The sequence below is a fragment of the Streptomyces sp. AgN23 genome (genome assembly GCF_001598115.1).
Lineage (GTDB): Bacteria > Actinomycetota > Actinomycetes > Streptomycetales > Streptomycetaceae > Streptomyces > Streptomyces antimycoticus.
The window spans coordinates 2,015,310-2,029,107 of sequence record NZ_CP007153.1 but is presented as its reverse complement, the minus strand read 5'-3'; the positions used below and the strand labels follow the sequence as shown (position 1 = coordinate 2,029,107).

Here is a 13,798-nt window from a genome sequence, read left to right as displayed (position 1 = left end):
GTAAGGTCATACGTATGCCAACCGAGTCGCATCCCGCAGCCCCTCTGTTCCCGCGACGTCTTCCCGCCGGCCGCTTGGGTGTTGCCGTCGTTTCCGAGCTCGTCGACCTCATCGTGACGGGCCGGCTGAAGGAAGGCGAGTTGCTGCCCCCGGAGGGTCCGCTGAGCGAACACTTCGGCGTGAGTCGCACGGTCCTGCGTGAATCGGTGAAGCGGCTCGAGGAGAAGGGCCTGGTGATCGTTTCCCAGGGTCGTGGCACTCAGGTGCGGGCGCCGGGCTACTGGAACATGCTCGATCCGGTGGTGCTGTCCGCGTTGATCGACAACGATGAGACGCTCGGCATCCTCGACGAGCTGACGATTGTGCGGGCGAGCCTTGAGTCGGCGATGGCGGGCGCGGTTGCCGGATCTCGCAGCGCAGACGGGTTGAGGAGACTGGAGAACGCGTTGACCACGATGCGTGAAAGCGCGTCCGAGACGGACTCCTTCCGGCAGGCGGATGTGGTGTTCCACTACGCGCTCATGGAGATCTCCGGCAACCGGCTGGCGGAGAACATCGCCAAGCATCTGTACAAGCGGGCCGTGGAGTCGAGCCGTTACCAGGGCATCGACCCGCCCGACGCGTTCGACCTGACGCTGAAGGAACACGCGGCGATCGTCGACGCCATCTCACGGCAGGACGTCGCCGCGGCCCAGAAGGCGATGCATGATCACATCCACGTTTCGTGGGAGCGCCGCCGGCTGCCCGACCACGCGCCGCGGGCGCGCGGCCGGGCGCTCGGTCAGGAAAGCGAGTAGACGTCGGCGGCGTTGCCGCCGAACACCCGCGCTCGTTCCGCGGTGGAAAGCCCGTCGAGCAGGGCTTCCACAGCGGACTTCCAGGGCGCCGCTCCTCCGCCGAGCTCAGCCAATGGCCAGTCGGAGCCGTAGAGAAGACGCTCAGGGCCGAAGGATTCCAGGGCGAGCGTCACCTGGGCGGCGAGATCGGCTGCACGCCATGACCCGGGGGCGAGGCCCGAGGTGAGTCCCGAGACCTTCGCGACGACGTTCGGTTGCCGCGTAAGTTCCCGAAGCCGCGACGCCCACCTGCTCATGTCCTGCCCGGGCTCGGGGGGACCGCCCAGGTGATCGAGGACGAAGCGGAGTCCGCTGTGGCGCGCGGCCAGGCGGGTTGCCTGGGGGAGCTGCCACTCGCGCACGACGAGGTCGAAGCAGAGGTTCTCATCCTCGAGCACGGTGAGGCCCGCGCTGATCTCCTCGCGCATCATCCACTGCGGGTCCGGGTCGATGTGAGCCAGATGCCGCACCCCGACGACGGGAACAGCAGCGTTCTCGCGGATCCGGTCGAGCTGAGGTCCGACCTCCGCCGCGAGGTCGACCCACGCGACGAGGCCGGCGATGGCCGGTGAGTCCAGCTCGGCGAGCCGGATGCTCTCTTCGAGGCTGTTGCTCGATTGCACGACCACGGCACGGTCGAGTCCGGTCGAGGCCAGCATCTCGCTCAGATCGGAGGCGCCGAAGTCGCGGGCGATCGGGGCCATGGTCTCCGCGTCGATCCAGTCCTGCGGGTCCATGGCTCGATCCCACAGGTGCACGTGGGCGTCGATACCGGCGCTCATGCGAGGTGCCAGACTTCGTCGACAGGCTGCCACGGCGCCCGGGGAACACGCTCCTCGGCGATCCTCACCTGACACGGGTCGGTGTGCGTCCACCATTCTTGCGTAGCCGGGTCGTCGGCGATCCGTCGCATATCCGCCTCGTGGTCCTCCCCGACGTACTCGTAGTAGGCGAAAAGGATGTCGCCGCATATGAAGATGCTGTAGTCGCGCACATTGCATTCGGTGAGCTTCCGCTCGACGCTCGGCCACACGGTCCGGTGCGGCGCCAGGTACTGCTCGCGCTTCTCGGGCCGCACACCCACGACGAAGGCCCTGCGCTCAGGTCGACAGGTCACGAGGGCCGGCCTCCGGGGTGCAACGGGGTGTCCGTCAGATCCGGCTCGGCCACCAGCCGCAGGGCAGCTCGTTCGGGCCGGATGTGCGGTCCGGTTGAAGCGGGCTGGGGCGTTGCAGCTCCGGCCGGTGACATCTGGGACTCGTCGACCACGATCCCGATCCCTGGGCGATCACCCAGGACGATGCCTCCGTCGTCGAACTGCTGGTCGACGTCGAGACCGGTGGGAAAGAGAAGATCCTGGACTTCGTAGGTCAGGAGGTTCGGTACGGCGGCGGCTGCGTGCGCCACCGGGTTCGCGTTGTACGCGACGGGACTCACCGGCAGATCGTGGGCGTGGGCGAGCGTCGCGACACGGAGGAAGTGGGTGATCCCCCACACGTTGCCGACCTGCACGATGTCGACCGCGTTGGCGTCCAGCAGTGGGCGGTACTGCTCCAGCCCGGTCAGGTTCTCGCCGCTCGCTATCGCTGCGCGCACCTTCCCGCGCAGCGCGGCCATTCCGGCCGCATCCCACCGGCGTAGCGGTTCCTCCACCCAGGTGAGGTCCACGCGTTGCTCGATGGCCGCGACATACCGGGCCGCCTGGGCGTGGTTCCACGACTCGTTGGCGTCGAACATGAGCGCCGGTCGGCGGGAGTTGCGGCTGAGAATGTCGCGCATGATCTCCAGCCGAGGCAGGTCGCGGTCGAGGTCGCGGCCGCCTTTGAGCTTGCCGGCCTTGAACCCGCGGTCCGTGAACCGACCGTAGAGGTCGGCGAGTTCTTCATCGGTCAGGCCGTACTCGAGACCGGACGCATACCCGGGTACGAAGCGCGAGCGGGCCCCGAGGGTCCGCCAAAGCGGTTCGTCGGCCGCCTTGGCCTTGATGTCCCAGAGGGCCATGTCGACGGCCCCGATGGTGCCGAAGGTGGATCCTGAGTGACCGGCCTTGAACACCCAGGCGAGCATCCGGTCGTAGAGCGCCACGACCGACCGCGGGTCATCGTCCTCGATCGCGGGGAAGACACGCGCGATGTCGGCGTGGGACCCGAGGCCGACCCCCTCGATTCCGGTGTCGGTCTCGATGATGAGGACCGGGACCGGCGTCGCGTGGCCGGGCTGGACACCGTTGACGTCCCCGGTGATTCTGCCCCAGTCATGGACGGTGCTCAGGCTGCGGTACCCAGTGATCTTCATCGGCAGTGGCTCTCCTTGCATGCGCTAGCGGTCATTCCTTGGTCCCTCCAGCTGTCATGCCCGCGACCAGGAATCGCTGGGAGAACAGGAAGACGATCAGGACGGGCAGGATCGACACGATCGTCCCCAGCGCCAAGGTGGGCAGCTGAACGGAGTCGGACCCTGCGGAGCTGGGATTGAAGGCCGGGGTTGCGGCCAGAAGCGAGGTGAGCCCGACCTGGATCGGGTAGCCGTCGCTGGAGGGGAGCATCACGAACGGGAGGAAGAAGTTGTTCCAGTTCTGCACAAAGCTGAAGAACGCCACCAGCGCGACGATCGGGGCGGCCAGCGGAAGGGCGACCCGCGTGAAGACCTGGAACCCGCTGCAGCCGTCGATGCGCGCGGCGGCGAGGATGTCGCGGGGGATGCTGGTCGAGAAGTAGATGTAGGTGAGATAGACGCCGAACGGGAAGAACGACATGGGCAGGATCACCGACAGCGGGCTGCCGATCAGACCGACACTGTTCAGCTCGAGGAAGATGGGCAGCACCAATGCGGTGCTGGGGATCAGCATGACCACGAGGGTCAGCACGAGCAGCGCCTGCCGAAGCCTGAACTCCGTGAGCGCGAGTGCGTAGCCGGCCGGGATACTCACGAGGAGCGTGATCACCAGAGCGCCGATCGCGTACAGCGCGGAGTTCCCGATCCATGTCGTCACCGCACCGTCCTGGAAGTCGAACAGCTGTTGCCAGTTGGCGACGAGGTCCGACCAGGACCCGGGAGCGAACGAGTGGGCGACGACGAGCGATTTCGAGGATTTCGTGACCGCGAGGAGCAGCCAGACGATCGGGACGGCGAAGAACAGGATGAAGACAACGAGCAGGACACCGATGATGGAGCGCCCGCTCCAGCCGCTGAGGCTCGACCGACGGCGTTCGGTGGAGAGTGCTGCCATGGTCATTCCTTCTCGAACAGGCCGCCGCGGGTCACGAACACCCAGGACAGCAGGAGTGCGACGACCAGCAGGATCAACGAGATCGCGGCCGCGCCGTTGAAGTCGTTCTGCTGGAACGCGTACTGGTAAGCCAGCTGGTTGAGCGAGTAGTCGTTGGGCACCACCGCGTTGCTGGCCTGGCTGAGCAGCTGCGGCTCGACGAACAGCTGGGTGCCGGCCGCGAGCGACATGACGCCCATGTACGCGACCCACTTGCGCAGCATCGGAAGCTGGATCCGCAACGCGATCTGGACGGCGTTCGCACCGTCGATGCGGGCGGCCTCGATCACCTCGGTGCTGATGTTGTTGAGGGCGCCGTACATGATGATGATCCACCCGCCGGCTCCGGTCCAGAACGCGATGATGGCGAAGATTGCCGGAAGGTTGCCCGGTTGAATCACCTGCACGAAGCTGTCGAACCCCATCGCGCCGAGCAGACCGCTGACCGGGCTCGCCGTCGGATCGAGGACGAAGAGCCACAACAGGACGCTGGACGCGCCCGCGAGCGCGCCGGGCAAGTAGTAGACGAAGCGCAGGGTCGTGCTCACCCACCGGACGCCGATGGCGTGAACCATCAGCGCCAGGCCGACGACGAAGACGACCAACCCGAGGAGCCAGATGACGAGATAGATGGTCACGTGGAACACAGCCGGCCAGAACCGGAAGTCGTCAATGACCTTGGTGAAGTTGTCGAAGCCCGCGAATCCGCCGTCGGCGTTCGTGAAGGCCAGCAGTACTGCGTAGAGCGAGGGAACGATCCCGAAGACGATGGCGAGCAGCGCGTAGGGCGAGACGAAGACATAGCCGATCGGACTCCGGGCGAAGGCGCGGCCAGCCGGCTTGCCGCCGCCCCGGCGTGACCGCCGCCCCTCCGAGGCGTCGATGGTCAGCTGATCACTCGAAGGAGCCAGGGTCATCTCAGTTCACCACGTATCCGTTGACCTTGGCTTGGTTCTCGATCGCCGTCTGCCACGTCGAGAGCAGGTCCACGATCGACTTGCCGCCGGTGATCCCCGTGGTCATCGTCTTCGCCCAGATCGCCTCCTGGCTGAATGTGGGGTAACCCCAACCACCCCAGACCCGTGACGCCGCGTTCACCACCGGCTGCAGCGAGGTGGCGTAGTACTCGCTCGCCTCCTGCTTGGCGATCCACTTCTCCGCGGCGGGGGCGTACGCCGGGTAACCCGGTGCGGCATCGACCTGATACGCGTCGGCTGTGGTGACGAACTGTACGAACTTCTCGGCAGCCTTCAGGTTCTTCGAATGGCTGGAGATGAACCAGGTTCCGCCTCCCACGTTCCCGGTCACAGCCTTGCTCTCGCCCTTCCAGGCCAACGGCGCGGCAACGCCGAGCTGCCCGGCTCGCACGTCGAGCGACTCAGGGTTGTTGAAGATCGCGCCGGCGTACCACGCCGGACCCGGCATCATCAGCACCTTGCCGGAGTACTTCTTCAAGAACTCGGGGGTGAACACGCTGACCACCGGCACGGTCCGGTTGTGGCGGAGGGTGTCCAGCATCGAGGCCGCCCGCTTGCATTCGGCCGAATCGGTCTTCACGGTGACGGACTTGGGACCGGTCACGTCATTGGCCTGGCACTTGCTCGCCCACATGTACACCTCGGGCGTCCAGGCATCCCCGGCCGTCCCGATGATGTAGCCGGGGTGCTCCTTGGCGACCTTCTCCCCGAGCGCCTGGTACTCCTCCCACGTGGTCGGGAGGGCGTAGCCGAACTTCTCCAGCAGGGGCTTGTTGTACCAGAGCACCGCCTGGGCGAGGTCATTGCGCAGGCAGTACACGCGGCCGTCCACCGTGCAGGGGTCGAGCGAGCCCTTGGTGAAGTCGCTGAGCGTCTTCTTCGGGACCAGGCCCTTGTCCAGCACAGCCGCGAACGCCTGCTTGCCGAGGTTCTTCTGGCTGGCCCATGCCGCGTCGTTGCTTTGGCTGGAGAAGACGACGTCGGGCCAGCCACTGCCGGCGCGGTCGAAGAGCTGCATCTTCGTCCGGAAGGAGTTGGACCCGTTGGCCGACCCGTCATAGGTGACGACCTTGATCTTGGTGTCCGGGTTCGCTGTCTGGAACGCCTTCGCAGCAGCCTTTCGGTCCGCGTCCACCCAGACGGTGATCGTCGAGGAGGGCTCCTGCTTGGCCTCGGGAAAGCCGTACGCCCCGTTCGCCGAGCTTTCTCCGCCGCCGCAACCAGCGAGGGTGAGGAGCGCCGTCGCGGCGCACATCACGGCGACGGTCGACGCCCTACGGCGCGAACGTACCCCGGTGTGGATTCCGACCATGAGATGTCCTTCGTCTTGTCGACTTCGTTGACGACTCCGCGCCGAGGACTGTAGGGCATACGTATGATGTTTGTCACGAGCGCGATGGGTATCACCTTGAGCGGCTGTTGTCGGTGCGATCTTGAGGGGTGCGCAGCGAACGGCGGCCTCGTGATCGCCGTCGGACGCCGGCGTGGAGGCAGGGCCTCTTGTCGACTCGGGGTCGCTGAAGCCGACCGCGATCAAGGGACGGCTCAACTCGTCCCCGAGGAACGCGCCCGACCGTCAGGCTGACCACCGGGCTCATGCGCCACCATGGCACCATGCACATCGCCGAACTCATCCTCAAATATGTGCAGGCGCTGGCCTGGCCCGCCGTCACACTCACCGTGCTCTGGTTCCTTCGGGCCCATCTGCGCGACACCATCGCGCGGATGTCCCGGCTGGAAACACCGGTCGGAGCCATCGAATTCGCAGCCGCAGCGCGGGACGTACTCCGGCAGTCCGAGACCGCGACGGACAGCAGCGCCATATCCGCTCCCCCGCAGACTTCCGTGCCGCCGCCCGTCTCCACCCCGCAGCCTCCACCGTTCGGCGGCGACACCGAGTCGCCTCCTCCCGCTACCGGGGAAAGGGCCGGCGAACCCGGCGATCGCCCGCAACCAGGAGGACCGCTCTCTGGGCCCCGGCCCGGATCCGGGGCCGGATACGGGTATCCGGGGCCGGTACCCGCCCCCCGTCCTGCGGAGTACCCCCCGTTCCAGAACGGGGGGTACTCCGCACACATCCGAGGCACTCAACTGCGTGAGGCACGCCACGAAGTGGACGCCGCGCCTGCCGGTGCCGTGGCCACAGCCTGGAACGCACTGCACGCCCTGTGCGCCGACGTGGTCACAGCCGTCGGTCTCCCCGCGCCCTCCCACCCGTCGGAGGTCGGCGCCCGACTGACCTCGCTCGGGGCGTCCCCGTACACGGTGATGGTCATCGAGCGCCTGCATCGACTGAGCGCCGACGCCCTGCGCGAGCCGGCCGCCGTGACCCCGAACGCGGCGCGGGACTATGTCGACGCCTGCCTTGCCGCTGCCGAGAATGTCGAACGGCTGAGGCAGCAATGGCGGTGGTGAGCCGTCCGGGCGGGTGATGAGGGTTGCGGCCAGGCCATCGCCTGCTCGCGCCGATCCGGCGCACCGGTGGAACCGCACTCCTGTGGTGTGAGGGTGCGCCTCTCCTTGACTATCGGGCCGGTCGGCGCGTCGGGACCGACGATGGCCCTCGCGCCGACATCTTGCTCTCGCATGTCGCGAACGACCCGCCGACCGAGGGCGTCGGCTCCGACTCGTCCCACCGCGACCGCCTCGATGCCGAGTCGGCCGAGGGCTACGGCAAGGGGAGAGCCTTATCGGCCGAGCCAGCCACCGTCGACCGGCAGGATCGCCCCGGAGACGTAGCGCGCGGCCTCCGACGCCAAGAACACAGCAGCGCCCGCGATGTCCTCCGCCGTTCCCCACCGCCCTGCCGGAATCCGCTCGAGGATCGCGCGGGACCGGTCGGGGTCGTCCTGAAGCGCTTGGGTGTTGTCGGTCGCGATGTAGCCCGGGGCGATGCCGTTGACGGTCACACCCCGTCCGGCCCACTCGTTCGAGAGCGCCCGGATCAGTCCCGCCACGCCGGACTTGGCTGCCGCATAGCCCGGCACATTGATCCCGCCCTGGAACGAGAGCAGGGAGGTGGTGAAGACGATGCGCCCGTGCTGCGCCTCCAGCATCCGCCGCCCGAGAATCTGGCTGAGTACGAAGGTACTGGTGAGATCGACTTCGAGCACCTCGTCGAACCATTCCAGGGGGTGCTCGGCTGCGGGAGCGCGGCGGATGGTCCCGGCGTTGTTGACCAGGATCTCCACCGGGCGCTCGCCTGCGGAGAGTTCCTCGGCGAACCGGGTCACCTGCCGCCGGTCCGCGAAGTCGACGCGGTGTCCCGAGAAGTCACGGCCGAGTTGGCGCACGCGGTCGCCGATCGCCGATGAGTCCGGATCGAGGGTGGCGGAGAGTCCGACGATGTCGGCGCCGGCGGCGGCCAGAGCCTCGGCGACGGCGAATCCGATTCCACGCTTGGCCCCCGTCACCACGGCGAGGCGCCCGGTAAGGTCGAACGGGTTCATGACGCGCTCACCTCGACGAGCAGCTTCATCGCCTGCCCGGTCTCAAGGAGGCCAAAGGCCGATTCGGCCTCTCTCAGGGGCACGATGCCCGTGATGAGCTTCTCGGCCGGGATGGCGCCCTCGGCCAGGAGCTCGATGGCGTGCTCGAAGTCACGGCGTTGGTAGACCCGTGCACCGAGCAACCTCAGCTCCCGCCAGAACACGCGGTGCAGGTCGATGGGGCGCGGTTGCGAGTGGATGGCCACCACCACGAGCGTGCCGCGGACCTTCGCCAGGCTGGTGGCGCCGAGCACGGCGGTGGCCGAGCCGGAGACTTCGAACACGACGTCCGCCCCGGCGCCGTCCGTCCACTCCTCCACCCAGGCGACCTGATCGACCGACGAGGGGTCCATCGTCGTCAGCCCCATCTCCTCGGCGGCGGCCCGCCGGGTCGGGTCGATCTCGGCGATCACGACCTCAGCACCGAACGCGGCGGCGACGATCGCGATCAGAACGCCGATCGGGCCCGCACCGATGACGACCGCCTTGTCGCCCGCGGCGAGTTCGGAACGTCGTACGTCGTGAACGGCCACCGCGCCGGGCTCCACGAGCGCGGCGTCTCGCAGCGAGATCTCCGAGGGCAGCCGCACGAGTGTCGACGCCGGTACGTTCCAGTACTCCTGAAGGGCTCCCGGGCTGTCGATGCCTATGAAGTCCAGGTTCTGGCAGATGTGCTCGTTCCCCGCACGGCAGGCCGGACAGGTGCCGTCCCAGGCCAGCGGCATGACGGTCACCGCATCACCCACCGACCAGCCCTCCACGCCGGCGCCGAGGGCGACGATCGTGCCTGACATCTCGTGTCCGATCGTCGCCGGTTTGCTGACCCGACCGTCCATGTCCCCGTGGAAGACATGGAGGTCCGTGCCGCAGATTCCGACGTAGGCCACGGCGATTCGGACCTCCCCCGCACGGGGCTCAGCCGGTTCCTGTTCCTCGATGGTCATCGTGCCGGCGCCCACGTAGCTTGCCGCCAACATACCGATCGGCTCCTCCTCGCCATGTCGCGGGCCGCGCCGGCCCACAGGGGCTGCGCAGCCTAGCATGAAACATCATACGTATGCTGTCATGGTAGAACTCGACCTCGTGACCAGCAAGCAACCGCCACGCGACCACGCATCCACGGGAAAGACGCTGCCCGCCCGGGGCCTGCGTACCGGGCACCGGCTCACGGAACTGGGCCTGGGCGCAGCCCAGTTCGGCAATCTGTTCACCGAGACGACCGACGACGAGTCGTGTCGCGCCGTCAGAGCCGCGGCCGAGGAAGGGATCCGCTACCTCGACACCGCGCCGCATTACGGCCTCGGGCTGTCCGAACGCCGCCTGGGGGACGCCCTGCGTGCGACCGCTCGACAAGGTGTGGTCATCTCCTCGAAGGTCGGGCGTCTGCTCGTGGACAGCCCCGCCACGGCTCACCGGCTCGACGGCGACGGGTTCGTCGTGCCGGCGGCGAAGAGACGGGTCTGGGACTTCAGCAGCGAGGGGATCTTTCGTTCCGTCGAGGAGTCGCTGGCGCGGCTCGGGACGGACCGGCTCGACATCGCCTATCTGCACGATCCGGACGACCACTGGGGGGCGGCATCATCGAGCGGGATCGCCGCTCTGGCCGAGCTTCGGGACCAGGGCGTCGTCGGTGCCATCGGCGCCGGCATGAACGAGGCGGCGATGCTGGCCGAGTTCGTGAGGCGGACCGACGTCGATGTGGTGATGGTCGCCGGGCGGTTCACTCTCCTCGATCAATCGGCACTGGACGACCTGCTGCCCCTCGCCGGCGCCCGCGGCGTCGGCGTCGTCGCCGCGGCGGTCTACAACTCCGGGCTGTTGAGCAGTACGGCCGTGGACGGCTCGGCGTCCTACGACTACGGGGCAGCGCCGCGGTCCGTCGTCGAACGCGCTGCCCGCATCGCCGCCGTCTGCGAGCGACACGGCGTGGAGCTTCCCGCCGCCGCCGTCCAGTACCCGCTGCGCCATCCCGCGGTCACCTCGGTGGTGACAGGGATGCGCACCGAGGAGCACGTGCGCGGCAATGCCGCGCGGTATCGGGCGGTGATCCCGGAGGCACTGTGGGAGGAGCTGCACCTCACAGGACTCGTCCCGGACCCCGCCCGCACACGCTAGCGCCCCGGGGCCCAAGGAAACATCGTACGAATTCTTGTGGCAAACATCATACGTATGCTAACCCTGTGGCGGGCATCAAGGCCCCAGTCACAGGAAGCGATCGAACATGACATCCACGTCAGACTCGACACGCTCGGTGAGCGCGCGGTGGAGGCGCAGGGCAGGGCTCCTTGCGACGCTCGGCGCCTGCGCCGTCATCGCCTCAGCGCTCATTCCCCTCCAGGCGCAAGCCGCGCCTCGCACGGTGTACTTCGCGGCACCGGACGGCAAGGACTCCGGACCCTGCGGCCAGTCGCAGCCGTGCTCGCTCAAGCGCGCTCAGCATGTGGCCGGCCCGGCCGCCAAGCAAGGTGACGTGACCGTTCAGCTTGCCGACGGCACCTATCGCCTTTCCGAGCCTCTCCGGTTCGGACCCGGCGATGACGGCGGCGACCACACCGTCCACTGGACCGCCGCCCCGGGCGCCCACCCCGTCATCACAGGCGCCTCGAAGGTCACCGGCTGGTCCAAGTCCGAGGCAGGGTCAGGCATCTGGGAGGCGGACACCCCCCGCGGCCTCGACACCCGCCAGCTATACGTGAACAGCGTGATCGCCCCTCGCGCCGCCATCCGCCTGGCCAACGCGGACGTCACTCCCACCGCAACCGGCCTCACCATCAAGAACCCGGCACTGAGCTACCTCGCCACGCTCCCCGACCAGGGGCGCATCGAGTTCGAGTCCCTCGGCGACTTCACGAACCGCTACTCGCCGGTTCAGAGCATCAGCGCCACCGAGATCACGATGGCGCAACCGGCATGGGACAACAACACGTGGGGCTGGGACACCGTCCAGAACTCATTCCTGGCCGGACCGAGCTGGTACCTCGACAACTCACTGAAGTTCCTCACCCAGGTCGGCCAGTGGTACATAGATCCGGGCGCCGGGAAGCTCTACTACAAGCCGGCGGACGGGGTCGACCCCAACCGGCTCGACATCGAGCTGCCCCGCCTGGAGACACTGATCAGCATCGGCGGGACGTACGACGAGCCGGTGACCGGTCTTGCCTTCGAGGGCATCCAGTTCTCCGGAACCTCCTGGCTCGGCCCCTCGACCGACGGGTACGCGGATCAGCAGAACGGTCTCTTCATCAAGGGCGCCTACAAGTACCGCCCCGCCGACGCGTTCACCAGTTGCTCGCGCGGCTGCGAGATGTTCGAACGAGCGCGCACCAGCTGGTACCAGGAGCCCGCGGCCGTGCAGGTCTCCGCCGCCAGCCGCATCTCGTTCACCGGCAACACGTTCACCAACCTCGGCCAGTCGGCGCTGGGCGTCGGAAACGACGCCAACGCCACGAGGACCGGCGTGGGGCTGGGCGCCGGCGACATCGACGTGGTCGGCAACCGGTTCACGGAGAACAGTGGGCACGGCATAGCGGTCGGCGGCGTACTGCCTGACGCGCACCACCCCAGCGACCCGAGAATGGCCAACCAGAACATCCTGATCGCCAACAACACGATCAATCGCGTGGCGGTGGACTACAAGGACAACAGCGGCATCCTCAGCACCTACGTCACAGGCGCCCGCATCCTGCACAACGAGGTCTCCAACGTTCCCTATGACGGCATCGACACCGGCTACGGCTGGGGCATCAACGACGCCGGGGGGTCGAACGACTACGTCGACCGTGGCTACTACAAGTGGAACACGCTGTACTCGACGCCGACCACGCTCAAGAACAACCGCATCGAGGGCAACCTCGTGCACAACACGAAGGCACGTTTCGCCGACGGCGGATCGGTCTACAACCTCTCCGCCAGCCCGGGAACCGTGGTCGCCAAGAACTACCTGTTCAACATCTCAGGAGTCGGCCTCTATCTCGACGAGGGCTCGCGCTCGATGACGTACGAGAACAACGTGGTCCAGGGCGGCTCCTTCCTCTTCACCAACGCATACAGCCTCCGCAACAACACCAGTGACAACGTCATCCAGAACAACTGGTACAACTCGGGTGGAGCCTCCACACCGAACGCCGAGGCGCACAACAACAAGCTGATCAACAACGTGAAGGTCGCCGGTGCCAACTGGCCCTCGGGCGCACGCGACGTGATCTGCCAGGCGGGTGTCGCGCCGCAGTACCGGACATCGCTCAACGCGAACCAGTTCGGCTTCAGCGGGTGCGAAGTCGACGCACCGGTGGCAGGCGGCTTCGCGACTGCGGGTGGTTCGGCCGTCAGGTCGTACTTCGGCCAGAGCGGGGATGGATTCGGGATCGCGGCGGCCGGCGCCGACGTATGGGGTGCCGGCGGTCAGCGTGACGACCAATTCGGCTCGATCTATCGGGCTGGCGCGTTCAAGGCCGGCTCGAGCGTGTCCACCCGAGTGGTGTCGGTCAACGACGCCAACGCCTGGGCCAAGTCCGGTGTCATGGTCCGCAACGACATGACCAAGGCGGGAGGATCGGCCGGGTATGCCGTCGTCGCGGTCACCGCTCGCAACGGCGTCGTGTTCCAGTGGGACACCGACGGCGACGGGTACCTGGACACCGACGCCCGCGCCAGTGTCGACGTCTTCCGCCCCGTCTGGGTGAAGCTCACCCGATCCGGCACCTCGTTCAGAGCCTCGTACTCCTACGACGGCGCGAACTATGTCCCGATCGGTCAGCCCGTGACGTTGGCCTCGGCCGCAGCAAAACAGGACGCCGGCATCTTCTCCACGTCCCATGACGTGACCCAGTCAGCGATCAACCAGTTTGACTCCAGCGCCGTCACAGCCGTGACGACGCCGTAGGTAGCCGCTCTCGGTGGGTCGGCGCTAGGCCCGGCAAGGTGCTCTGGAGCGCGTCGGCAGACCGACGGTTCACGTGCACGGATTCTGGCGGCGGGCGCACGAGAGGACCACAGCACCCAGTGTGACCTGTGGTCGGCCAACCGGCCGTGTGGGGCGGGCGTACGCCCGCCCCACACGGCCGGTTGGCTTACAGCTCATCTCATTCGCTGGGTCTCGATGGTCTCCCAGCGCTCAAATCGGTGAGCGTCCAGTACCGGACGAGCCGTGGGAATTGTTCAAGCGCATGGTGCCGTCGGCCGCCGACGCGGCAACGAGACGGAGTGCGCCTACGCCCTGTCGGCCAACCG

The 13,798-nt window shown here is 67.4% G+C and carries 12 protein-coding genes; 4 read left to right on the top strand and 8 right to left on the bottom strand.

Going from position 1 to position 13,798, the window contains the following annotated elements; translation table 11 throughout:
- Window positions 1-14 precede the first annotated feature (14 nt).
- Window positions 15-797: a FadR/GntR family transcriptional regulator gene (locus AS97_RS08985; RefSeq protein WP_059145371.1), complete on the top strand. Its 783-nt coding sequence runs from the start codon at window positions 15-17 to the stop codon at window positions 795-797.
- On the opposite strand, the gene AS97_RS08980 is transcribed toward AS97_RS08985, so the two are convergent.
- The 6 genes from AS97_RS08980 to AS97_RS08955 are packed head-to-tail and all read right to left on the bottom strand — an operon-like array spanning window position 782 to window position 6,393.
- Window positions 782-1,618, bottom strand: a complete 837-nt coding sequence (locus AS97_RS08980) for an amidohydrolase family protein (RefSeq protein ID WP_185929740.1) — start codon at window positions 1,616-1,618, stop codon at window positions 782-784. The genes AS97_RS08985 and AS97_RS08980 overlap by 16 nt on opposite strands.
- Window positions 1,615-1,953 carry an L-rhamnose mutarotase gene (locus AS97_RS08975; RefSeq protein WP_059145370.1) on the bottom strand — a complete coding sequence of 113 codons (339 nt, stop codon included), beginning with the start codon at window positions 1,951-1,953 and terminating at the stop codon, window positions 1,615-1,617. The genes AS97_RS08980 and AS97_RS08975 overlap by 4 nt, the downstream gene beginning before the upstream one ends.
- Complete coding sequence (locus tag AS97_RS08970) at window positions 1,950-3,131, bottom strand: mandelate racemase/muconate lactonizing enzyme family protein (RefSeq protein ID WP_210564667.1); 1,182 nt, start codon at window positions 3,129-3,131, stop codon at window positions 1,950-1,952. Before AS97_RS08970 ends, AS97_RS08975 begins: the two co-directional genes overlap by 4 nt.
- A 31-nt stretch (window positions 3,132-3,162) precedes the next feature.
- Window positions 3,163-4,065, bottom strand: coding sequence for a carbohydrate ABC transporter permease (locus AS97_RS08965; protein WP_210564666.1), 903 nt, complete (start codon window positions 4,063-4,065; stop codon window positions 3,163-3,165).
- Window positions 4,066-4,067: 2 nt separating this feature from the next.
- Entirely contained in the window at window positions 4,068-5,021 is a 954-nt protein-coding gene (locus tag AS97_RS08960) for a sugar ABC transporter permease (RefSeq protein WP_059145367.1), read from the bottom strand.
- 1 nt (window position 5,022) lies between these two features.
- Window positions 5,023-6,393, bottom strand: a complete 1,371-nt coding sequence (locus AS97_RS08955) for an ABC transporter substrate-binding protein (protein WP_125756527.1) — start codon at window positions 6,391-6,393, stop codon at window positions 5,023-5,025.
- A gap of 800 nt (window positions 6,394-7,193) precedes the next feature.
- Here AS97_RS08955 and AS97_RS08950 point away from each other — a divergent pair.
- Window positions 7,194-7,496 carry a hypothetical protein gene (locus tag AS97_RS08950; protein ID WP_059145365.1) on the top strand — a complete coding sequence of 101 codons (303 nt, stop codon included), beginning with the start codon at window positions 7,194-7,196 and terminating at the stop codon, window positions 7,494-7,496.
- A 272-nt stretch (window positions 7,497-7,768) separates the two neighbouring features.
- Here AS97_RS08950 and AS97_RS08945 read toward each other — a convergent pair whose 3' ends face one another.
- On the bottom strand, window positions 7,769-8,530 hold the full coding sequence (locus AS97_RS08945; protein WP_210564665.1) for an SDR family oxidoreductase: 762 nt from the start codon (window positions 8,528-8,530) through the stop codon (window positions 7,769-7,771).
- Window positions 8,527-9,546: an alcohol dehydrogenase catalytic domain-containing protein gene (locus AS97_RS08940; protein WP_210564664.1), complete on the bottom strand. Its 1,020-nt coding sequence runs from the start codon at window positions 9,544-9,546 to the stop codon at window positions 8,527-8,529. The genes AS97_RS08945 and AS97_RS08940 overlap by 4 nt, the downstream gene beginning before the upstream one ends.
- Before the next feature lie 88 nt (window positions 9,547-9,634).
- On the opposite strand from AS97_RS08940, the gene AS97_RS08935 reads away from it, so the two are divergent.
- Window positions 9,635-10,684, top strand: coding sequence for an aldo/keto reductase (locus AS97_RS08935; protein WP_349017584.1), 1,050 nt, complete (start codon window positions 9,635-9,637; stop codon window positions 10,682-10,684).
- A gap of 355 nt (window positions 10,685-11,039) precedes the next feature.
- Window positions 11,040-13,451 carry a right-handed parallel beta-helix repeat-containing protein gene (locus AS97_RS08930; protein ID WP_210564663.1) on the top strand — a complete coding sequence of 804 codons (2,412 nt, stop codon included), beginning with the start codon at window positions 11,040-11,042 and terminating at the stop codon, window positions 13,449-13,451.
- Window positions 13,452-13,798 lie beyond the last annotated feature (347 nt).

Excerpts from the sequence above, each read along its gene's own strand:
- AS97_RS08985 (WP_059145371.1), top strand. The coding sequence starts at position 15 with ATGCCAACCGAGTCGCATCCCGCAGCCCCTCTGTTCCCGCGACGTCTT.
- AS97_RS08980 (WP_185929740.1), bottom strand. The coding sequence starts at position 1,618 with ATGAGCGCCGGTATCGACGCCCACGTGCACCTGTGGGATCGAGCCATG.
- AS97_RS08970 (WP_210564667.1), bottom strand. The coding sequence starts at position 3,131 with ATGAAGATCACTGGGTACCGCAGCCTGAGCACCGTCCATGACTGGGGC.
- AS97_RS08965 (WP_210564666.1), bottom strand. The coding sequence starts at position 4,065 with ATGGCAGCACTCTCCACCGAACGCCGTCGGTCGAGCCTCAGCGGCTGG.
- AS97_RS08960 (WP_059145367.1), bottom strand. The coding sequence starts at position 5,021 with ATGACCCTGGCTCCTTCGAGTGATCAGCTGACCATCGACGCCTCGGAG.
- AS97_RS08955 (WP_125756527.1), bottom strand. The coding sequence starts at position 6,393 with ATGGTCGGAATCCACACCGGGGTACGTTCGCGCCGTAGGGCGTCGACC.
- AS97_RS08945 (WP_210564665.1), bottom strand. The coding sequence starts at position 8,530 with ATGAACCCGTTCGACCTTACCGGGCGCCTCGCCGTGGTGACGGGGGCC.
- AS97_RS08940 (WP_210564664.1), bottom strand. The coding sequence starts at position 9,546 with ATGTTGGCGGCAAGCTACGTGGGCGCCGGCACGATGACCATCGAGGAA.
- AS97_RS08935 (WP_349017584.1), top strand. The coding sequence starts at position 9,635 with ATGGTAGAACTCGACCTCGTGACCAGCAAGCAACCGCCACGCGACCAC.